Origin of the sequence: Enterococcus mundtii (assembly GCF_003957375.1) — a bacterium.
Taxonomy (GTDB): Bacteria; Bacillota; Bacilli; order Lactobacillales; family Enterococcaceae; genus Enterococcus_B; species Enterococcus_B spodopteracolus.
Genome location: NZ_CP025473.1, coordinates 185,575 through 208,004, shown reverse-complemented (window position 1 = coordinate 208,004; position 22,430 = coordinate 185,575). Strand labels below are relative to the sequence as shown.

General features: G+C 39.2%; 16 protein-coding genes and 1 pseudogene. 5 read left to right on the top strand and 12 right to left on the bottom strand.

Translation table 11 applies throughout. The features are described 5' to 3' along the window. Nucleotides 1-135 precede the first annotated feature (135 nt). On the top strand, nucleotides 136-828 hold the full coding sequence (locus tag CYK55_RS01345) for a DUF975 family protein (RefSeq protein ID WP_023518956.1): 693 nt from the start codon (nucleotides 136-138) through the stop codon (nucleotides 826-828). 64 nt (nucleotides 829-892) lie between these two features. Here CYK55_RS01345 and CYK55_RS01340 read toward each other — a convergent pair whose 3' ends face one another. After that, a complete protein-coding gene (locus CYK55_RS01340; RefSeq protein ID WP_034689200.1) occupies nucleotides 893-3,553 on the bottom strand; it encodes a calcium-translocating P-type ATPase, PMCA-type in 2,661 nt (886 codons plus the stop codon). A gap of 569 nt (nucleotides 3,554-4,122) precedes the next feature. Further along, nucleotides 4,123-5,154, bottom strand: a complete 1,032-nt coding sequence (queA, locus tag CYK55_RS01335; RefSeq protein WP_034689201.1) for a tRNA preQ1(34) S-adenosylmethionine ribosyltransferase-isomerase QueA — start codon at nucleotides 5,152-5,154, stop codon at nucleotides 4,123-4,125. Between the two features lie 261 nt (nucleotides 5,155-5,415). On the opposite strand from queA, the gene CYK55_RS01330 reads away from it, so the two are divergent. Genes CYK55_RS01330 through CYK55_RS01315 form a run of 4 tightly spaced genes read left to right on the top strand, consistent with a single transcriptional unit; the run spans nucleotide 5,416 to nucleotide 8,812 of the window. Next, a complete protein-coding gene (locus tag CYK55_RS01330; protein WP_034689202.1) occupies nucleotides 5,416-6,585 on the top strand; it encodes a betaine/proline/choline family ABC transporter ATP-binding protein in 1,170 nt (389 codons plus the stop codon). Nucleotides 6,586-6,588: 3 nt separating this feature from the next. After that, on the top strand, nucleotides 6,589-7,230 hold the full coding sequence (locus CYK55_RS01325; protein ID WP_034689203.1) for an ABC transporter permease: 642 nt from the start codon (nucleotides 6,589-6,591) through the stop codon (nucleotides 7,228-7,230). Further along, on the top strand, nucleotides 7,227-8,144 hold the full coding sequence (locus tag CYK55_RS01320; protein WP_034689204.1) for an osmoprotectant ABC transporter substrate-binding protein: 918 nt from the start codon (nucleotides 7,227-7,229) through the stop codon (nucleotides 8,142-8,144). Before CYK55_RS01325 ends, CYK55_RS01320 begins: the two co-directional genes overlap by 4 nt. Before the next feature lie 5 nt (nucleotides 8,145-8,149). After that, complete coding sequence (locus CYK55_RS01315; protein WP_034689246.1) at nucleotides 8,150-8,812, top strand: ABC transporter permease; 663 nt, start codon at nucleotides 8,150-8,152, stop codon at nucleotides 8,810-8,812. Between the two features lie 419 nt (nucleotides 8,813-9,231). On the opposite strand, the gene CYK55_RS13985 is transcribed toward CYK55_RS01315, so the two are convergent. The 10 genes and pseudogenes from CYK55_RS13985 to CYK55_RS01265 form a co-directional block, all read right to left on the bottom strand. Continuing rightward, nucleotides 9,232-9,366 (bottom strand): hypothetical protein, encoded by a 135-nt coding sequence (locus CYK55_RS13985; RefSeq protein WP_318036064.1) that lies wholly within the window; start codon nucleotides 9,364-9,366, stop codon nucleotides 9,232-9,234. After that, nucleotides 9,366-9,584: pseudogene (gene mazE, locus CYK55_RS01305) on the bottom strand (type II toxin-antitoxin system PemI/MazE family antitoxin); the annotation flags it as partial. The gene CYK55_RS13985 and the pseudogene mazE, both read right to left, overlap by 1 nt. A 284-nt stretch (nucleotides 9,585-9,868) precedes the next feature. Next, a complete protein-coding gene (locus tag CYK55_RS01300; RefSeq protein WP_010736602.1) occupies nucleotides 9,869-11,692 on the bottom strand; it encodes an APC family permease in 1,824 nt (607 codons plus the stop codon). A 300-nt stretch (nucleotides 11,693-11,992) separates the two neighbouring features. After that, the gene (locus CYK55_RS01295) at nucleotides 11,993-14,698 is read right to left on the bottom strand and encodes a YhgE/Pip domain-containing protein (protein WP_126133820.1); all 2,706 of its coding nucleotides are present in this window, start codon (nucleotides 14,696-14,698) and stop codon (nucleotides 11,993-11,995) included. A gap of 651 nt (nucleotides 14,699-15,349) precedes the next feature. Continuing rightward, nucleotides 15,350-15,712 (bottom strand): type II toxin-antitoxin system PemK/MazF family toxin, encoded by a 363-nt coding sequence (locus CYK55_RS01290; RefSeq protein WP_019722700.1) that lies wholly within the window; start codon nucleotides 15,710-15,712, stop codon nucleotides 15,350-15,352. Between the two features lie 10 nt (nucleotides 15,713-15,722). Next, a complete protein-coding gene (alr, locus tag CYK55_RS01285) occupies nucleotides 15,723-16,841 on the bottom strand; it encodes an alanine racemase (protein ID WP_034689207.1) in 1,119 nt (372 codons plus the stop codon). Nucleotides 16,842-16,856: 15 nt separating this feature from the next. Then, on the bottom strand, nucleotides 16,857-17,207 hold the full coding sequence (gene acpS, locus CYK55_RS01280) for a holo-ACP synthase (protein ID WP_034689208.1): 351 nt from the start codon (nucleotides 17,205-17,207) through the stop codon (nucleotides 16,857-16,859). Nucleotides 17,208-17,819: 612 nt separating this feature from the next. Further along, the gene (gene cshA / locus CYK55_RS01275; RefSeq protein WP_164546233.1) at nucleotides 17,820-19,355 is read right to left on the bottom strand and encodes a degradosome RNA helicase CshA; all 1,536 of its coding nucleotides are present in this window, start codon (nucleotides 19,353-19,355) and stop codon (nucleotides 17,820-17,822) included. 311 nt (nucleotides 19,356-19,666) lie between these two features. Further along, complete coding sequence (locus CYK55_RS01270) at nucleotides 19,667-21,019, bottom strand: UDP-N-acetylmuramoyl-tripeptide--D-alanyl-D-alanine ligase (protein ID WP_034689210.1); 1,353 nt, start codon at nucleotides 21,017-21,019, stop codon at nucleotides 19,667-19,669. Between the two features lie 197 nt (nucleotides 21,020-21,216). Further along, complete coding sequence (locus CYK55_RS01265; RefSeq protein ID WP_034689211.1) at nucleotides 21,217-22,284, bottom strand: D-alanine--D-alanine ligase; 1,068 nt, start codon at nucleotides 22,282-22,284, stop codon at nucleotides 21,217-21,219. Nucleotides 22,285-22,430 lie beyond the last annotated feature (146 nt).

Below are 22,430 nucleotides of genomic sequence, written 5' to 3'. Positions count from 1 at the left end.
GCAAGAGCTTCTCTTTTTTTATAGTTCTTTTTAACCTGCTTTTTTTGCGAACCTTTCAATAATGAAAGAGTAATCCCTGAGCTAATTCGGCCCTTCTTTGATATACTAAGGGTATCAAAAAAAGGAGTGGAGTGTATGGTATCTTCTGGGGAACTAAAAAAACAAGCAAAGGATAGCTTAAAGGGGCGCTGGGGGCAAGCAATTTTGTTGAATCTGATTCCAACATTGATCACAATTGCTATTATTCTTATTTTAGCTTTGCCTACCGCTTTACTGATTGCATCGATGCAAGACAGTAGTTCAATACAAGAAATGGTGAATGGCTCAAGTAGCAGTAGTTCAGGTGGAGGGATCGTTTCTACGATCATCAGTGCATTATTCATGAGTGGGATTTCTTGGACCTATTTAGACATTATCCGTGGGAAACGAACAACGATCGAACCATTCAAAGATGCTTTCCGAGGTTTTTCAGGCGTATTCTTCGGTGGCGTTCTATTGTTAGCACTAGTGACAACAATTTTCACTACGTTATGGGCATTGCTTTTAGTCATTCCTGGGATCATCAAAGGGTATGCCTATTCTCAAAGTTATTTCATCTACTATGATGTCGTAACAGAAACAGGTGAAAAACCAAAAATCCTTGATACGATCACTGCAAGCCGTAAATTGATGGATGGCTACAAAGGAAAATTATTCTGGTTAGACTTATCGTTTATCGGATGGCACATCTTAGCAATTGCCACAGTCGGTATCGGTTATCTATGGTTGAATCCATACATCACTGCAACTAAAGCTGCTTTTTACGAACAATTACCAAAACAAGTTTAATCAGCTTTTTCACCATAATAAAAAGGATTGGAAAATCTCCAATCCTTTTTTGGTGTTTATTTTTTTACATTTCAGATTCTGGTTCTTCTACTGTCTCTTCCTCATCTGGCAATTGGTGGAACTTGATCAATTCATTGACCCCAATCGGTATGAGCGACAAGATTCCTACTAAGAACCAATGATTCAAACTAATATGAACTAACCCAAATAATTCTTGCGTGAATGGTAATAAAGCGACTGCTGACGTGATAAGAAGGGAAAGGATCGCCATTTCCACTAACGATTTATTCGTTGCTAAGTTCACTTTGAAAATCGATTGACTGCTACGAACATTAAAGACATGGATGATCGAAGAGTAAGCCAATACTAGGAATGCGACGGTTTGGCCAACTTCTTGACTAGCATCAACCCATGGGCTGATCGTATCGACGAAGCTTCCTAAGTAATAACCAAATAAAGTAACTACCGTAAATATCCCTGCATTGATGGCAATTTTCTTCATTAGACCACGAGCGAAAATCCCTTCATTTTTAGGAATTGGCGCTTCATTCATGATCCCTTCCTCTGCTGGTTCTCTTCCTAAAGCAAATCCAGGTAGTCCATCAGCGACAACGTTTACGAACAACAGTTGAACGGCTGTAAATGGTGCCCCCCAACCAACTAACATCGCAATCAATACGATAAAAATCTCAGAGATATTACAGCTCAATAAGAAGTTAATTGCTTTTCGAATATTTTGATAAACGGAACGTCCTTGGCTAACTGCATCTACGATCGTAGCGAAATTATCATCGGTCAAAATCATGTCAGCGGCACTTTGCGCCACATCTGTACCGGTGATCCCCATCGCACATCCAACGTCACTCGCTTTCAATGCTGGCGCATCGTTCACACCATCACCTGTCATTGCGACCACGGCACCTGTTCGTTGCCATGATTTGACGATTCGGATTTTATCTTCTGGGGTTACGCGAGCATAAACGGATAAATCTTTTACTCGATCATCTAATTCTTCATCAGATAACGCACGGAGTTCCGCACCTGAAAGAGCTTCGTTACTATTGGTCAAAATTCCCAATTCTTTGGCAATCGCACTGGCAGTGACGACATGGTCCCCAGTGATCATCACTGTTTTGATACCAGCTTTTTTCGCACGCTTGATTGCACCTTTACTTTCAGGACGTGGCGGATCGATCATACCAATCAAGCCAATCAAACGCAGATCTTTTTCTAAAGCTTCTGAAGTGATTTCTTGTGGTTTTTCGTCATACGTTCGATAACCTACTGCAATTACACGCAAGGCACGTTTCCCAAAACGATCGTTGACCACTTCTGCTTGTTCAACATCTCCAGACGTAAATTTTGGTGCTAAAACATCAAATGCGCCTTTTGTGATAGAGATATACTTATCACCCATTTTATGGACAGTCGTCATCATTTTTCGATCAGAGTCGAATGGAAGTTCGTCAACCCTTGGGTATTTTTCTTCTAATTCTTCTTTTGTATGATAGTTTTCCTCAACTGCACGTACAATTGCTGCTTCCGTTGGATTACCTTTGACGATCAATTCATCGTCCTCTTTTTCAACCGTCACATCTGTACATAATGCAGCCATTTTTAAAATTTCCATAGCACTATTTGTCATTGAATCTTCGACATCTGTTACTTCATCTTCTTTACTCCACACACGACGGACGCGCATCCGGTTTTGTGTCAGTGTACCGGTTTTATCCGAACAGATGACATTCGCAGTACCGAGCGTTTCAACAGCTGGCAGCTGACGAATAATCGCATGTTTTTTCGCCATTTTCTGCACACCATAAGCAAGTGTCAACGTAACGATAACCGTTAATGTTTCTGGTACTGCGGCAACAGCTAAGGAAATCGAAGTCATGAACATTTCAAGTAACGGTTCCCCTTGAAGTTCACCAATCAAAAAGACTAAGGCAGCAGCTGCTAATGCAATCACACTGATTCGCTTCCCTAATTGATTCAAACGGACTTGCAGTGGTGTTTTCTGCATTGTATGGTCATTTAATAATCCGGCGATTTTTCCCATTTCGGTCTGCATACCAATCGCTGTGACGATCGCTTTCCCACGACCAGCAGCAACGGTACAACCTTTAAAGACCATGTTCAATTGGTCACCGAGAGAGTCATCTTCTTGACTTATGTAACCTGCGTCTTTTTCGACAGCCTCACTTTCACCGGTTAGAGCTGATTCTTCTACACGTAATTGTGATGTTTCAACTAAGCGAGCATCTGCAGCAATTGCTGATCCTGCTTCTAATACCAGCACATCCCCGACAACTAGATTCTCAGCATCTACTTTTTCTACTTTACCATCTCTGAGGACCGTAGCGGTCTGTTTATTCATATCTTGTAGGGATTCTAATGCTTTTTCTGCATTTCCTTCTTGAACAATCGCTAGAACTGAATTGATGATAACAATCGCAATGATCAAGAGTCCTTCGAAAAGGTCTCCATGTTCAGTTGCAAATGCGGTGTAAAATGAAATGACTGCGGCAACTAACAAAACAATCGTGGTGAAATCTGAAAGACTTCGTATAAATTTTTTGAAGAGTGATTCTTTGGGGGCTTCTTCGAATTGATTTTTTCCTTGTTGTTGACTTCTTTTTTTTGCTTCAGTCATCGACAAGCCTTGATCTATATCTACTTTTGTTTCTTCTGCTATTTCTTCTATTGTTTTTTTGTAACTATCCATCCTATACCTCCTTCAAAAATCATACGTTATGTATAACGCACTATTTTAGTATAACATCATTTTTTTAATTAATTCAACTATATCGCATATATATATGAAGAGAAATATTTTAAAATAATCAATACATATTGATTGCAAACGTTACCAAAATGTGGTAAGATTTAACCATAAGGAAGGAGGAAAAGACAAATAGATAGAAGAATTTCTCGATAGAGTAGTATAAGCAAATAAAGTTGTTAGAAGTACAAGTTTCACCTTAACGAGCATGTGAAGTAACCATTATAAATAGTGAATGCGTATGACTGTTTGAAACGAAAATCGTTCAAAAAAAGAAGTAGTGGGATACGTAACAATTAAATAACATGAACATCTGAAAATTGAATAGGAACAAGAGATGATTCAACTGTTGAAGATGTAAAGAAAACAAGATTTTTTGTTTATCAAGAAGAAATTCAACACCGTACTTTGCATGTTCTATGGAAAGTTACACTAATTCTATTTATTTGTTTCCTTCCGAAGCACAAAAGCCCCGACTAATCGAGAGTCGGGGCCTTTTTTATCTTAAAAAGTTACTTTACAAACATCGCATCTCCAAAACTGAAGAAACGGTAACGTTCCTCAATGGCATGCTGATAAGCTGATAATGTTAATTCTCTACCAGCAAACGCACTGACTAGCATCACTAAAGTGGATTTCGGCAAGTGGAAATTCGTAGAAAAAGCTTCAACTATCTTAAAATCATACCCTGGCGTAATAAAGATATCGGTCCAACCACTATCTGCTTTGATCTCACCAGCAAATTTCGTACCGATCGTTTCTAACGTGCGGATCGAAGTCGTTCCTACTGCTACGATTTTTCCGCCGTTTTGGCGAACTTGATTCAAACGAGCAGCAGCTTCTTCGGTCAAACGATAAAATTCACTGTGCATTTCGTGCTCTTCGATTTTATCGACACTCACTGGACGGAAGGTTCCTAGCCCAACATGAAGTGTCAAATACACAAGCTCCACGCCTTTTGCTTTGATTTCATCTAATAATTCTGTCGTGAAGTGTAAGCCAGCAGTTGGTGCAGCTGCTGAGCCATTCTCTTCTGCATAGACAGTTTGATAGCGATCTGGATCTTCTAAACGTTCTTTGATATAAGGAGGTAAAGGCATTTCACCAAGCGCTTCTAGATTCTCTAAGAAAATCCCCTCATAGGCAAATTCAATGATTCGTCCACCATGATCTAGCTCTTCTTTCACAACTGCTTTTAAACGGCCGTCACCAAAAATGATTTTTGTTCCTACTTTGGCACGTTTGGCTGGTTTAATCAGTGTTTCCCATGTGTCACCTTCCGTATTGGTCAAAAGCAATACTTCTAAATGGGCACCCGTCTCTACTTTTTCACCGTATAAACGCGCAGGTAGTACGCGTGTATTATTCATCACTAACGCATCACCAGGGTTTAATTCCTCAATGATTTCATGGAAATGTTTATCCATCATCTCACCCGTTTTACGGTCAACTACAAGCAATCGGGAATGATCCCGGTCTTTTAATGGTGTTTGGGCAATCAGTTCTTCGGGTAACTCAAAATCGAAATCTTCTGTTGTTAACATATCGTCACTCACTTTCTCTCTTTGGCCCTTTTATTTTACCATTTTATGCTGACAATGCCAAAAAGCAAAAATCTTATCCTTCCATTCATTTATGATTAGTTACGTTATCTTTTCAGCTATATTTTATTTATAATCTCAAAAAACGCCTACTAGTCTAGTTATTAGTATAGTAAATAAATCATCAAATTTGTATTCCTTAGTTATTTTAGGCATACTATTATAAGAACATTCTTTATGGAAAAGAAAAGAAGAGGTGCAAATATGATCGAATTTCAGAATGTATCAAAAATTTATAAAGGCGGAAAAGTCGCGGTCGAGAACGTCAATATTTCTTTTGAAAAAGGCGAATTCATCTGTTTTATCGGTACAAGTGGTAGCGGAAAAACCACTACGATGCGGATGCTTAACCGCATGACGGATCCGACAGAAGGTCAGATTTTGATTGATGGAAAGTCGATCCAAGAAATCAACCCCGTTGAACTCCGACGACAAATCGGCTATGTGATCCAAAGTATCGGTTTGATGCCTCACATGACGATTCGGGAAAATATCACTCTTGTCCAAAAATTATTAAAGGTCAGCCAAGAAGAACGAAACAAAACAGCAGAGAAAATGATCGACCTGGTGGAACTTCCTCGTGAAATGCTTGATCGTTACCCACATGAATTATCTGGTGGTCAACAGCAGCGTATCGGTGTCGTTCGCGCATTAGCGGCAAATCAAGACATCATTTTGATGGATGAACCTTTTGGAGCATTAGACCCTATCACAAGAGATTCCTTACAAGATTTAGTCAAGGATCTACAAGAACGTCTAGGAAAAACCATCGTCTTCGTGACACATGATATGGATGAAGCAATCAAATTATCCAGTCGTATCGCGATCATGAGTGAAGGTAAAGTCATTCAATTTGATACGCCACAAAATATTTTACGCCACCCTGCCAATGAATTTGTCGAAGAATTGATCGGTGAAGATCGCTTACTTCAAGCCAAACCAGATACCACAAAAGTAGGCGAAGTCATGCTGAACCAAGCCATCACGATCACGCCAGAGAAATCATTGCAAGAAGCCATCAAATTGATGCGTGAAAAACGCGTCGATACGCTTTTAGTGACTGATAATTCAAATACCTTAAAAGGATTTATCGATGTTGAAACAATCGATAAGAAACGTGGAAAAGTCTCGAGTGTTGGCGATATCTTGAACAAGGATGTTTTTTATGTAAAACAATCTGCTTATTTACGTGATACCTTACAACGAATCTTAAAACGTGGTTTAAAATATGTGCCAGTAGTTGATGAACAAAACAAAGTCGTTGGTATTTTAACTCGAGCATCTCTTGTCGACATCGTCTATGACGTGATCTGGGGCGAAGAACCATCGCTTACTGATGCAATTGGTACGCCAGCTGAAACAAAGGAGGTTTAACCAATGGCCGAATTTTTTCAACAACATGGCGCTGAGATCCTCTCAAAAAGTCTCGAACATCTCTATATTTCAGCAATTGCATTGATCATCGGGATTGCCGTTGCTGTTCCTTTAGGCGTTCTTTTGACGCGTTTTCCTAAAGTCGCAACGATTGTCATTGGACTGTCCAGTGCGTTACAAACGGTCCCTTCTCTTGCCCTATTAGCACTTATGATTCCTTTATTCGGTGTCGGTAAATTGCCTGCAATCATTGCCCTATTTATCTATTCCCTTTTACCTATTTTAAGAAATACCTATATTGGGATGAAAAATGTGGATTGGAATTACCGCGATGTCGCAAAAGGCATGGGGATGACAAATAGCCAATCGATTTTTTCTGTCGAATTGCCGATCGCTATGCCGACGATCATGGCAGGTATCCGCTTAGCAGCAGTCTATGTGATTGCATGGGCAACCCTTGCCTCTTATATCGGCGCAGGCGGGCTAGGCGATTTGATTTTTAGCGGTTTGAATAATTATCAACCCGATTTGATTTTCGCTGGAACGATCCCTGTAACGATCTTAGCATTGCTTGCAGATTTCTTATTAGGACTATTGGAGAATCGGTTAACTCCGATCGCATTGAGGGAGGAGAATGACGAATGAAACGAATCAGAAATAGTGTCGTTCTCGTATTGACCGTCTTATTACTTGCAAGTTGCTCCTTCCCAGGATTGGCAAGTAATACGGATGAAGATACGATTTCTATCACGGGTGGAATCACTTCTGAAGCTCAGATCATTGCCAGTATCGTTGCTGGGATGATTGAACACTATACGGAAAAAAATACAACGATCATCAATAACTTAGCAACGACGACGATCAATCATCAAGCGATGATGAACGGCGACGCGTCTATTTCTGCCGCTCGCTATACAGGAACAGATTTGACTACTACCCTTAATTTACCGCCTGAGAAAGATCCTGAAAAAGCATTTGATATCGTAAAACGTGAATTTGAAAAAAGGTATGATCAAACCTGGTTCCCTTCTTATGGTTTCGAGAACACCTACGTTTTTCTTGTCCGCAAAGATACTGCGGAAAAATACAATCTAAAAAAAGTCAGTGACTTGAAAAATGTCGCCGATGAACTTGTTGCTGGTGTGGATACTTCCTGGATCAATCGTAAAGGAGATGGCTATGACGGCTTCAAAGAAACATATGGCTTTTCATTTGATTCCATCTTGCCTATGCAGATTGGACTAGTCTATGACGCTGTAGAAGCTGGGAGAATGGATATCGTTTTAGGTTATTCGACAGACGGACGTATTGCTAGTTATGATCTAGTCATGCTAGAAGATGACTTGAGTTTTTTCCCACCTTATGACGCTGCACCGGTTGTAGATAATCAACTATTAAAAGATACGCCAGGTTTAGCAGAAGCACTAACAAAATTAAGCAACACGATCAGCACAGAAAAAATGCAACAATTAAACTATGAAGCAGACAATAATCTGGTTGAGCCTTCTGTCGTCGCAGAACGCTTTTTAAAAGAAAACCAATACTTTGGAGGGGAGTGACGATGATGGAAAACATGAATTGGCTTGAACAATTTATTTATTATTTTCAAGAGAATGGTACGTATGTCTTTTCACAGTTTCTACGTCACTTTCTCATTTCGATCTATGGCGTACTTTTTGCAGCAATCGTCGGTATCCCCGTTGGTATTCTCATTTCACGAAAACGTAAGTTAGCCAATTGGGTGATCCGTTTTGCAAATATCATCCAAACGATTCCTTCTTTAGCGATGATTTCGATTTTGATGATTGGTTTAGGTTTAGGGGTCAATGTCGTGATCGTCACGGTGTTCTTGTATTCGCTGTTGCCGATCATCAAGAACACGTACACTGGGATGATCCAAGTCGATAAAAATATCCTTGATGTCGGCAAAGGCATGGGAATGACAACCAGCCAACGTCTCTTTATGGTGGAACTACCGCTGTCTGTGTCAGTCATTATGGCAGGCATTAGAAATGCTTTGGTCGTTGCTATCGGGATCACCGCCATTGGTGCCTTCGTCGGAGCTGGCGGATTAGGAGATATCATCATTCGTGGGACCAATGCCACAGATGGTACATCGATCATCTTAGCTGGAGCCTTACCAACAGCCTTCATGGCAATCATCACCGACTGGGTCTTAGGAATCATCGAACGCCGTTTAGACCCTGCGGCAAAGCATTCAAGATGACGAACAGCGAGAATTCAGATTGAACCCAATGGATTTCTATTTTTAAATAGTTGAAAACACCGCCAGTTCAAGAGATAAACTCTTGATTCGGTGGTGTTTTTTTATTTAAAATTCTGATAAATAATCATTGACTGAATCTTCTGGTATGTACAGTTCTATATAAACTATAAATAAATGAGTTGCTCCTTACTCTGACAATCATGACGAAAAATCAAATCCCATATCAATGATTTGCGCCACTTCACCTAATTCAGCCAGAGTGGCTTTCTCTACAAAGCGTATATTTCTCTGCTTTTCCATCAAATCAAATGTTTTGCTTTGAAAGTGATTGATCTATCCTTGTAGTTTATGCCTCCTATCTAATGCAAAATGTTTTTTATATTTCGTATCAGTAAATGGACAAACCGCACACATTCCTGTTACTGCATTAAAATGGTTCGCACTGCCAACAATTGCAGGCCTTCTTTTTTAATCTCTCTACCTCTACTGGGATTGAAATTAATAATCACAAAATCTCCTTGTTTAGGCGTATAGCCATTAATATCAAATGCCATTAAATAATTTCCTTTCCCACAAGTGAATCCTTAGGAAATCCAGCACTCACATCAATTGTTTCATCATTTTCAAAGGCTTCATCAAAAATATTTTTTTTTTTTATCAATGTGATTGTATTGTCTTCTCCCTTAATAGCAATGTACTCAACATTTTCTTCTATGCCAAATTTAGTAGGTACAGTTAAAACAATCACATCCCCTTGTTTCCTAGTCTTCGCCCACCATTCTAACTATTATCATCATACTATAAATACAACGTGAATACATTTGTCGTAAAATTGAATACCCAACCCAATTTCACATAACTATAAAAAAGGGAGTAGAACATCATTTCTCTACCATCACCTAAAACCGAATAAACGGCAGGAACAGAAGTAATCTCTTCGGAAATAAGGCGCCACCCACAAAAAATTGGAAAACAATTTTCGTGGATGGCGCCTTATTTCTCGAGGCTGAACACTTCTGTCCCGACCTTTAAAAGTTGTTACTCACTATCATATGCTTATTTTTTCAAATGATAACTATACGTACTTACGACGATATTTTCACGCCAAGAAAGGCGTAAACGCAATCTCAGACTTGTCTGATTATGCAAGATATTCTGCCATCTGCGATTTGGGACAAATTGTGGAATCAATACGGTCGTCGTATAATTTTGTTTTGCAGCATTTTTGCTGACTATGTCCACATAACGCAAAATCGGATTTTGGATCGACCGATAAGAAGAATGCACGATTGAAAGACGAACATCTGGAAAATGCTTTTTAAATTCTGCTTGGATCTCTTTTTCCTTTTCGATATCCTCATCTAATGAAACATGCATAGCAACAACATAATCACCGATCGAACGCGCATAATTCAACGCTCCGGTATTTACCCGCGTAACGTTCCCTACAAGTACCAAAACCGTATTTCCTTCATACTCATGTAAGTTTACTTCGTCTTCTAATCGAAGTTGTTCTGCTACTTTTTTATAATGATCATGGATTTTATAGAAGACGAACATGACGATTGGCATGATGATGAAGAACGGCCAAATATCCCCTAAGCGGTAAACAAATAAAATTGCGATGATAGCATAAGAGATAAATGCACCCGTAATATTCGCAATTGATTTCGTCCACCACTTTTTGCCTTCTTTTTTCCATTTGATGACCATTCCTGTTTGCGATAATGCAAATGGGATAAATACACCAATGGAATACAATGGAATCAATCGTTCAGTAGAGCCATTGAAAATAAACAATAGCACAATCGACCCTAATGCAAGCGTGATGATCCCATTTGAGTACCCTAAACGATCACCACGATCTTGGTACATATGAGGCATAAATTTATCTTTTGCTAAGTTATAGGCTAATACTGGAAAGGCAGAAAACCCTGTATTTGCTGCCACTGCCAAAATCAAGGCTGTCGCAAATTGCAAGATATAATACAAGATCCCATGTCCAAAAACAGCTTGTCCGATTTGTGAAAGAACAGTTACTTCTTTTTCAGGAACGATTCCATACCAATAGTTGATAAACGTGATCCCTACAAAAAAGAACCCTAAAATCAATGCCATCATCGTCAAGGTCATCGCTGCATTTTTCGCCCGTGGCTTTTTGAAGAACGGGACCGCATTACTGATTGCCTCTACACCTGTCAATGAAGAAGAACCAGAAGAAAAAGCCCGTAAGATCAATGCGACAGAAACCCCAGGAACAACTGCACCAGGCAATGCTGTTGCTTGTAATGGTACTGCCCCAGTCACGATATTAAACAAACCAACGACAATCAATAAGGAGATGACGAGAATAAATGTATAGACTGGGAATAGTAAAAACGAAGCTGACTCTCTCAGTCCACGTAAGTTCAACATCATCAACAAGAGGACGATAGTCACTGAAATCGCTACTTGATGCCCATATAGAGCTGGTATAGCAGAAGTAATCGCCTCTGCACCGGCTGAGACGGAAACCGCAACAGTCAGCATATAATCGATTAATAAAGACCCGCCCGAAATCAGTCCAGCATTTTTACCGAGGTTCTCACTACTAACAACGTAAGCCCCACCCCCGTGTGGATATGCGTGAATGATCTGCCGATAAGAAAGAGTTAATGAAATCAATAAAATAATAACAAATGCAGCAATTGGCAATGAATACCAGATCGCAGCAGCAGACAACGCCACTAATACCACAACGATTTGTTCTGTTCCGTACGCAATCGATGACAACGCATCGGAAGATAGTAGTGCTAACGCAGCAAACCTTGTTAATTTATGCTCGTCGTTTTCCGCCGACTTCAACGGCTTCCCTACTAACAACCTTTTTAAGTAATCCAATTTCTATGCTCCTTTACACACCTTTTCCCCTACGAATTACAGGTGTCATTTTTTATAGTAAACAAGATGTTATAGTACGCCCTTGACCTTTAAATGTCAACAAAATTCAGAAAAAATATCGATAGAAAATCCCCATATTTTTTTAATTCATTTTTAGAGTGATTTCCATAATTAAACCACTTGCTTTCTCTGGTATAGAAAAAAGACGAGTTTAGGAAAATAACGTTATCCTAAGCTCGTCTTCACTTAAAAACTGAGACTTAAAATCTTTACGAGAAACAAATAGATGGTATCACGTTTCTAGTGGAAGATTCGACTTTCATGCGCAGCTTCTTTGAATTTCTTCATTTTTTCACTCACAAATGGATAGGATACTGTACCAACGATCCCTACGACAATAAATATGCCGACTAATATCAAAATCGCATGTAGCGCATTTGGCCAATAGATACCACCAGCTGATTCACGTAAGAGGTTGACTGCATGAGTGAATGGCAAGAAAGGATTGATCATTTGGAAAAATTTCCCTGAAACTTGAATTGGATAGTTCCCACCACCACCAGATATGGACAAGACAAGAATAATGATGGCTATCCCTTTGCCGACATTGTCAAACAGTGCTGCTAAAACATAGACGATCATCATAAATGACAAAGCAATCAAAACAGCAAACAGTACACTGTAGACTGGATTCACTACATACACACCAAGCAAGAACATGTTCCCTAAAGTAACGATCAAGCTTTGAGCGATTGCCATCGTCAAGAAGGTCAACATGCGGGCGCCAAACTGTTCCCGTTTTGTATAGTTTTTACGCGCTTTTTTATCTAAATAATAATCTGTTGTAGCGACACTTGAAAGTAAGACCGCACCTACCCACAAACATAGCGCAGTATAGAACGGTGTACTTGCTGATCCATTATTAGGGATTGGATACAACGAATTAGTTTGCAGTTCCACAGGCATCGTAAAGAATTCACTTTCCTTTGTCGCATCTAATTTCAAGAGTTTGATGACTTCCCCAAGATCAACCTCTTCTTCTCCTTTACGGATCGCGTCTGCGGCTTTTTGGATACCAGCTTTGATGTTTGGCCAGTCGTTCGTGATCAAGTCTGCCGCAGCATTCACTGCTGTTTCGACTTCTGGCATTTTATCGTTGACGGTGGTCATTGTGGTATTGATTTCATTTTTGATCGTTGGCCAATCATTTTGGATAAAATCAGCAGCTAAACCAAGTTTCTCTTCTAATACAGGTAAGTCGTTATTGTATAGGTCAGCTCCCTTATTGATTCCATTTACGATCGTTTCCATATTACCATTTAGCATCGTATTTGCATCATGGACCTCTTGACCGATTGCAGGCATTTCTTTTTGATATTTCTCTAAGATCGCCACCGCATTTGTCACGGTTGCTTTGGTTGAATTTAATAGCGAATCAAAGTCGATTTGATCTGCTTTACTCAACGCACCTTGCGCCGTACTGATCGTATCGATCACTTGAGTCAAGATTGATTCAACGGTGGTGCTGACTTCATTTACATTGATACTACTGATCAATCTGTTGACAGAATTAGCAGCAGCTTGTACTTCTTCTAAAAGGCTAGTAACTTGAGAAATATCTCCTGCTTGAACAGCTTCATTTAATCGTGTTAAACGATTTTGTAAATCAGTTAATACTGGTTTAACACTCTTCAATGTATCAATAATAGGTTGTAGTTTTGTATTACCAGCGTTGGCTTGTAAATCTTCCAAAAATGAAATCAACTTGCCAGTTGCTTGTTGTTGCTCATTAATACTGTTGATAAAATTAGTTAACAAGTTATTGATATTCGTTTTTTCATCATCTGTCAATTGCCCATCTTTGACAGCATTTTCGATTGTTTTCGCTAATGAACCTGTTGTGGTCGCTACTTGCCCAATCGAATCTAACGTCGTCTTCACGCTTGTCGTGATACCTGGTACTGCTTCTTTTAATTGTTCAGCGCCCGTTTTGGTATCCTCTGCGAGATTCTTCGCTTGTGATTCTAAATTTTTCACATCAGGTAAGATGTCTTGGACTTGTTGGATGATGGTCAATCCTTGTTTTGCTTCCTCGATTCCTTGATTCATCGTTTCTTCGATTGATGAAAAATCGTTGTCGATTTCAGCAATTTGTCGTCCAGCATCTTGGATCTCTGGGATTTTTTGTTGAAGGTCAAGAATGATTTTGGCTTGTTCCTTTAATTCTGGCATTTTATCGTTCAATTCAACGACCTTTTGTCCCATCTCATCCACTTCTGGGAGATAATCAACAAATTCATTTGCTTTCGCTAATTTGTCTTTGATATCTGGTAGTTGTTTTTGTAGATCAAGTACTTGTTGGGTATAGCCATCGATCGTATCTAAGTTTTCATCTGTTGATAAAATCATTGATTTTACTTTATTGATACTTACCAGATTTGTATCGATATCGTACCCAATTTCATTAAAGACTTTTAGTAAAGTTTCGCTCGCCGTCCGAATAAATTCACTGGAGATTTGTGATTGGATCGTAGATGCACCTTTATCTGTGATTTTTGGTGCAATGGCATTGATTTTTTCATTGACTGTATATTCAATTTCCGGCTTTTTGATATCACCACTCGTAAAGCTTAATAAATCCTCCGAGAAATTCTCTGGCAAATAGATACCAGCATAATATTCCCGAGACCGTACACCGTCTTCTAATTCTTTTTTAGAGTCAACAAACTGCCAACCTAAATCTTTATTTTCATGTAATGAGTTCAGTACTTCTTTTCCGATGGCAACTTCTTGTCCTTCAAACTCAGCCGGCTTGTCTGCACTATAAACAGCAATCGGTAATTCCCCTGTATTGCCATAAGGGTCCCATAATGCTTTGATATTGAACCAAGCATATAATGAAGGAATGATCATAATTGCGATGATCAAAAGAGTCGCAACAGGATTTTTAAAAATTCGTTTCCAATCAAGTAAATATAAGTTTATTGTATTTTTTATTGATTTCATATTCATCACCTTTTTTTGTTTCAGCTGCATCACTTTATCATGAAAACCATACGATTTTCAATCCTATTTTCAATCCAGCAACTAATTTTTTGACAGTTAAATCAAACTGTCCGAATGTTGTCATCTTTTGCTTAATAAATAATTAATCTTCTTTTATCCACTAGTCCACTACCAAATGTAGCATCCCGATAATTTTTTTATGTGTAGTCAAATAAATCTGTTATAAAAAGCTTACCATAGTTTCTAAAAAAATGTCTAAATTGGTTACTCATAAAAATATAATCTTATTTCCAATATATATATATCGTTATTTTATAAACTAAATCTTCCAATAGAACTGGAAAACCCGGCAAAACTGAACCACACAAACAAAAAAAGGCACGACAGCCCGAGGTCGGGATAGAAATGTTTAGCTTCGAGAAATAAGGCACCATCCACGAAAATTATTTTTCAAATTTTTGTGGATGGCGCCTAATTTTCGAAGAGGTTACTTCTGTTCCCGCCGTTTATTCGGTTTTAGGTGGTGCGATAGGACGAATGTCCCAGACCGTTGAAGTTCCTCTTTTTTGTTGTTGCCAAGCGCTGAATCGCGCAATGATTGACTAAACACACGGTGCTATTTTTTATGTATAAACGTGCTGTTTTTGTCTTTTATTTTGACACTGGGACAAGCGCTTCGATACCAACACTGATTTTCAATGCACGATCGACATCTAACATGATCGATCGTTCCAAATGACAGACTTTTTCTTTTAATCTGGACTTATCAATCGTTCTGATTTGTTCAAGTAAAATGACTGAGTCTCTTTCGATCCCTGTTCCGGTCGCTTTGATTCCTATATGTGTGGGCAATTTAGGTTTCGCCATTTTCGCAGTAATTGCTGCTACGATGACCGTTGGACTAAAATGATTACCTAAATTGTTCTGAATCACTAAGACCGGTCTTGTCCCACCTTGTTCTGATCCTACCACCGGAGAAAGATCAGCAAAATAAATATCTCCTCTTTTTACCATACGCCTCTCCTCACTCTTGATATTCTCTAGGTATACGGGGCCCTAGCACACATGCGACTTCGTAATGGATCGTACCCAATTGATCTGCTACATCTTGCATCGTGATTTTAGCCTGTTGATTTTTCCCTATCAATGTAACTTTAGTTCCTACTGGCATTTGATAGGGTAGACGGATCATCAATTGATCCATGCATACACGACCAATGATCTCACAATAATTTCCCTCCACTAGTAATGAGAAACCTTGCATTTTTCGTAACCAACCATCTGCGTAGCCGATTGGTACAGTTCCGATCCATTCTGAAGCTGAAGTCGTATAGGTTTTCCCATAACCTACACCTTCTCCTGTTGATAACTCTTTCACTTGGATCAATTCAGATACAAGTTCAAGCGCTGGCTGTAGGGGATACACTTCCGCTAACGCGTGACCGGATGGATTCAAGCCATACATCGCTACCCCATAGCGGATCATATTGCCTATAGCTTTTTCGTGCCATAATGCAGTAGCACTATTACTGCTGTGGACATATCTTGGTAAAGTAGGTAGACCTTCAATGATCTCACTGAATTTTTGGTTCTGATGTTCCCAATAGGTAGTATCTGCTTGATCTGCTGTAGAAAAATGAGTATAGATCCCTTCCCATTCTAAATTGGGACTATCCTTGATGATTTCCACTGCCTCATTCACTTCCGCACTATTGAGAAAGCCAATTCTTCCCATTCCGGTATCGACTTTCAAATGCAATTTCAATAAATATTCTAAATGTCGTTCTGCTATATAAGTAGCCGCAGCTTCCAACCATTCTTTTGTTCCCGCGGTAATGGATAAATCGTGGATGACTGCAAGTGTTAACGCATCGATCGGAACCATATTCAATACAAGAATAGGTTGTGTGAAACCTGCCTCTCTCAGCTCGATTCCCTCATCTAAAGTAGCTACGCAAAAACCAGAAGCTCCACCTTTTTTTGCAGCTTCTGCTGTTTCGATTGCTCCATGACCATAACCATCTGCTTTGACAACAGCAAACAATTCTTTCCCATTCAATCGAGCTATTTCATTTGCTACATTTTCTGTAATTGCCTTTTTATGTACAATTGCTTTTGTCGGACGATGCCAAGCAATAACCATTGTTCTTCCTTCTTTCTAGTCTTCTAAAATAATCTGTGCAAAAGCTAACTCGTCTGTATGTGTGATGCTGACCCAGACTGCTCCTTCATGTGGAGATTTCGTTACAATTGGTTGTCCTGATCCATTTTTTAAAATTTCGATCTCTTGAAAGGTAACTTTACCGATCCCTGTTCCCCAAGCCTTTGAAAAAGCTTCTTTACATGCATAACGACCGCCTAAAAACTCGACCTGACGATGAAATGGCAGCAAACGAAATATTTCGATTTCACTTGGTGTCAGTACACGATCAATAAAGTTTTGCTTTTCTTTAATGATCTTAGCAATCCTCGACAGTTCAACTGCATCAATCCCAATCCCTTTTATCATACACGATTCTCTTTTCAAAAAATTTTAGAACACTCTAATTCTACCAAATTTTAAACAATTTACCACCAATAAGTCTAGAAATAACAAAAATGAAAGTTGTTTCTTAGTGAAAAACCATCTCTTCCTTTTCTCCAATTAAAAACCATTGAGAATTGACTGATAAAAATCTCTGATACAAAGAAAACTGTCCAAGTCACTTCATTTTTTTTACGAATGTTTTTCAAAAAAAATAAGACTTACAATTCGAAAAAACAGCTGATATCTAAATAATTTTTTCCCTTGTTTGTTTGTAAAATCATTTTATTGGTATTAATCCTAATTTACCATGGAACACAAACAAAAAAAGAAATTATTTTTACTTTATAAACAAAAAAAACAATAATTTGCTTCTAACTACTTAAAAAACCAAATATTTTATTTTTTTAAATAACATTTCCAATAAAGTTATCTAAAGGGCCCGCTAAAGAGAGGCTATGTCTGTTTTTTATTATCTATCAATTCCAAATAAACAATTCAAAATAAGCCCGTCAAGGCCAAAAAATAGGTAAGCTATTTTTTGATTTGACGGGCTTATTCGGATAGTCCTTCTAAGACCACCACTTTACATGTGGATTAGTCGTTGTTCGTGCGGATCACGAAACCACGTTTTTTGTCATTTGTACGTTTTCCACCGTTGTCTTTTTGCTTGTTATGGTTTTTGCTGTAGCTACCGCTACCTTTCGAATTTTTGTTACCTCGGTAGTTGCCATTGTCATGGCGATTGCGGTTGTTTCCGCCACCACTTCCGCCACCACGTTTACCATTTTTGTTGTAGCCTTTTTTCTGCATTGGTAATGGACGTTCTGGTGTGATTTTCACTGGTGTCGCATCTGATGGATCTTTGGCTGTTGTCTTTAATAATAAAGCGACTAAATCTTGAGCAGAGTATTCTTCTAATAATTTATCCGCAGTTTGCAAATATTTATCTAAGCCATTCTCTTCAAGTTTTTCTTCGATTTGTTCAACGGCAGCGCCTAGTTGTCCTTTGAATGCTTCTTTTTCAGTTGGTGGACGTAATGTCGTCATGCGTTTTTTCGTTAAGTTTTCGATGACATGCAAGTAACCCATTTCGTTTGGTGTAACAAAAGTGACTGACATACCGCCTTTACCTGCACGGCCTGTACGACCGATACGGTGAACATAGCTTTCTGGATCTTGAGGGATATCGTAGTTGTATACGTGCGTTACTCCTGAGATATCTAATCCACGAGCGGCTACGTCTGTAGCAACTAAAATATCTAAATGACCACTCTTGAATGAACGTAACACACTCATACGTTTTTGTTGAGAAAGGTCACCATGGATACCTTCTGCACGATAACCGCGAGCTTCTAGTCCACGTGCTAATTCATCCACACGGCGTTTTGTACGACCAAAAACGATTGTTAACTCTGGTGTTTGTACGTCTAATAAGCGAGTCATGATATCGAATTTTTCATATTCTTTTGCACGAACGTAGTACTGATCGATCAAGTCAGCAGTCATTTCTTTGGTTTTGATTTTCACGTGTGTGGGATCTTTCATAAATTTCACACCGATATTTTTGATTGCTGGTGGCATTGTTGCTGAGAACAATAGTGTTTGACGTTGGTCTGGTACTTTAGAGATAATACTTTCGATATCTTCTAAGAAGCCCATGTTCAACATTTCGTCTGCTTCATCTAATACTAATGTTTCAACAGTTCCAAGTTTCAATGTGTGACGGTTGATATGGTCTAACATACGACCTGGTGTACCAACAACGATATGTGGACGATCTTTCAATCCCCGGATTTGGCGACCAATATCGGCACCACCATAGACAGCTTGGACACGGACACGTTTGTCACGTCCTAAACGATAAAGTTCTTCTTGTGTTTGGATTGCTAATTCACGTGTTGGTGCAATAACTAATCCTTGTAATTCTTGGCGACTTGCATCGATTTTTTCTAACATCGGTAAGCCAAACGCAGCAGTTTTACCTGTTCCTGTTTGTGCTTGTCCAATCACATCTTTACCTTCTAATGCAAGTGGGATCGTTTCTGATTGGATCGGTGTCGCTTCTTCAAATCCTGCACGCTCTACTGATTTTAATAATTCTGGTGATAATTCTAGTTCTTTAAATTTCAAATGAATCCTCCTATATGGTTGTTAACTGAGGATGTAGCGATAAATTGCTACCCCGTCTCTTGTTCGGTCAAAGTGTCTGTTTCTTTTGACAGTGGCCACGCACGTTTTCCATCCATTCCTAGCCCTGTGGCACCACCGAAAAATCACTTTGCGAAGTTTAGGCATTAGAAAAGCCAAACGGGTCGCGTTCAGCTTTATCATTGTTATGACATCTGGCTTCACATTCATCTTCAAGCCAGTCCAATTTCTCTTCATCTTTCGGCAATAGGTTATTCTAGCATAATTTATTGTTTTCTGCAAGTTTACAGTTTTTATTTCATTTCTTGTAGTCGTTCGACTACTTCAATCAAGCCCATACTATTACTACCTTTTAATACAATCGTGTCATCTGGCTGGATCTCAGCAATCACCGCTGCAATCAATTGCTCTTTATTTTCTTCGATATAATAAACTGGCAAATCAGGATATTTCTGAGCCAAGGCATCTTTTAACGCCTGCATCTCTTTTCCATACAAAAAGATCATTGAAAACACTTCTGGAGAAATATGTTCACTCATTGAAGCGTGCATGTTGGATGAATCTGCGCCTAGCTCCAACATATCAGCTAAAACGGCAAGTTTTCGTCCCGTTGCTGGGAGGCTTGCTACAGTATCTAAGACTAATCCCATAGCTGTAGGATTGGCATTATAAACATCACTTAAGATCGCTGCCCCGTTTCCAGCTGTCAACCATTCTGTTCGGTTTTGTGTCACGGAAACAGTTGCTAGACCTCGTCGGATTTCCGACAGAGACAACTCGAAAAACTGCCCGATCGCATAAGCAATCAGTGCATTCGTTACATTATACTTACCAGGTAAAGGGATCGTGAATGATTTGCCTTCAACGATAAATGTCGTTTGTTGCTTTTCTTCGATGATTTGTTGTGCAGAAATATCGCCTTGTTCGATTCCAAACGTCTTGATTTTTTGAGACAACGGAGCAACCAACGGTTCTAATAATGGTTCATTATTCGGTACGATCAATAATCCGTCTGGTACCAACCCGTCAGCAATTTCCATTTTTGCTTTGGCGATGCCTTCTCGTGAACCTAAATTCTCGATATGAGCCTCACCGATCATCGTGATTGCTGCAACTTTTGGTTGTGCCAGTAACGAGAGTTCCGTAATTTCATTGGCATGATCCATTCCCATTTCTAAAACGATTATTTCAGTATCTTGAGGCATATGCAAGATCGTATAAGGCATGCCAATATTATTATTGTAATTTCCTTGTGTTTTATAAGTTTTATATCCTTGCGCTAAGACAGAAGCTGTTAGATCCTTTGTGGTCGTCTTCCCATTACTACCGGTAACAGCCACCACATCCGCCCCAACTTTTTTCAAATAGTATTGTGCGAACTCTTGCATTGCTTTTAAAGGATCAGAAACTGGTATGATCTCGATCCCCTCTGGTGCCTTTTCGGCTGCCCAACTCCAAAAAGAAGCAACTGCTCCATTTGCGATAGCTTGTTCAATAAATTCATGCCCATCTCTTGCGCCAGCTAAAGGAACGAATAAATCGCCTTCTTTGATTTTGCGGCTATCAAATTCTACCCCTGTGATTGATTGAGTTGACTCATGATGACTTCCAACTGCTTGAGCAATTTCTTGTATTGTTATGTTCATCCATTCTCTGTCCTTTCGATTTAGACCAGTAGTCCTATAGGAATAGGAACAAAAAAGGTGGTGGAAATCGCCAATACTGATAGCGTCGAATAGTAAAAATCTTTCGCTTTCAATCAGTACCAGATGATCATCCACAACCTTTATTTTGATATACATACTACTTCGACACATTCATACTTGTGCTGATTATGTTTCAATTAGTCAAAGAAACTTTGTCTTTGATTATAACGGTTCAAGCCTAATTGGATCAACTCTTCAATCAAGTCACCGTATTTCAAGCCCATATTTTCCCATAGCAATGGGTACATGCTGAATGCTGTAAAGCCAGGCATTGAATTTAATTCATTAAGGAATAATTCATTTTTATTCGTCAAGAAGAAATCACAACGGCTCAAGCCACTTCCACCTAACATCGTATACGCTAATTTTGCGTACTCTTGTGCTTTTTGATGGACTTCTGCTGGTACTTCTGCTGGAATCTGCATCTCGATGCGATTATTGATGTACTTCGCATCATAATCGTAAAATGCCACGTCTTTTACCACTTCACCAGGCAAGGTCGTGCGGACGTCTTCATTTCCTAAAACAGCGACTTCGATCTCCCGTGCTTCAATTCCTTGTTCAACGATGGCACGTGAATCGTATTGGTAAGCTGTTGCTAAGGCATTCTGTAATTCTTCTCGATTTTCAGCCTTAGTGATCCCTACGCTTGACCCCATGTTTGCTGGTTTCACGAACATCGGATAAAGCAATGAGCCTTCACATTGGTCAAATACCTTTTTAGGATTTTCTTTCCATTGATTCTTCAAAACTGGAACATAAGGTACTTGCGGTACACCGGCTGCTTGTAAAATATATTTTGTCATGATCTTATCCATGGCACAAGCACTCGTCAATACACCCGCACCAACATAAGGCATATTCAAGGTTTCCAAGAATCCTTGGATCGTGCCATCCTCGCCATTTGGACCGTGAAGAACTGGGAAGACGATGGTTCCTTCTTCTTTGATCTCTCCTGGATTGATGACAGTGCCGGTAAATCCTTCTGTCATTTTCCCACTTGGGTCCCACGTCAAGTGCAATTCTTCTTCACTTGTAGGTTTTTCAGTCAACAACGGGCCTTTGACCCATTGGCCGTCTTTACTAATAAATACGAGCTGTACTTGATAATAAGCATAATAAATAGCATTTAAAACGGAAAACGCTGAAAGAATCGAAACTTCGTGTTCCGCACTGCGTCCACCATATAATAAAGTAATCTTCAAAAGATTTTCCTCCTGTATTCGATATCATTCATTTTTACTTCATATTTTAGCACAAAAACAAAAGATGCAAACAGCTTATTTGAAAAAAGGTGAAGTACATGTCATTTTATTCAAAAAAACAGCGGAATAGTTGTCGCTTTTTTTCT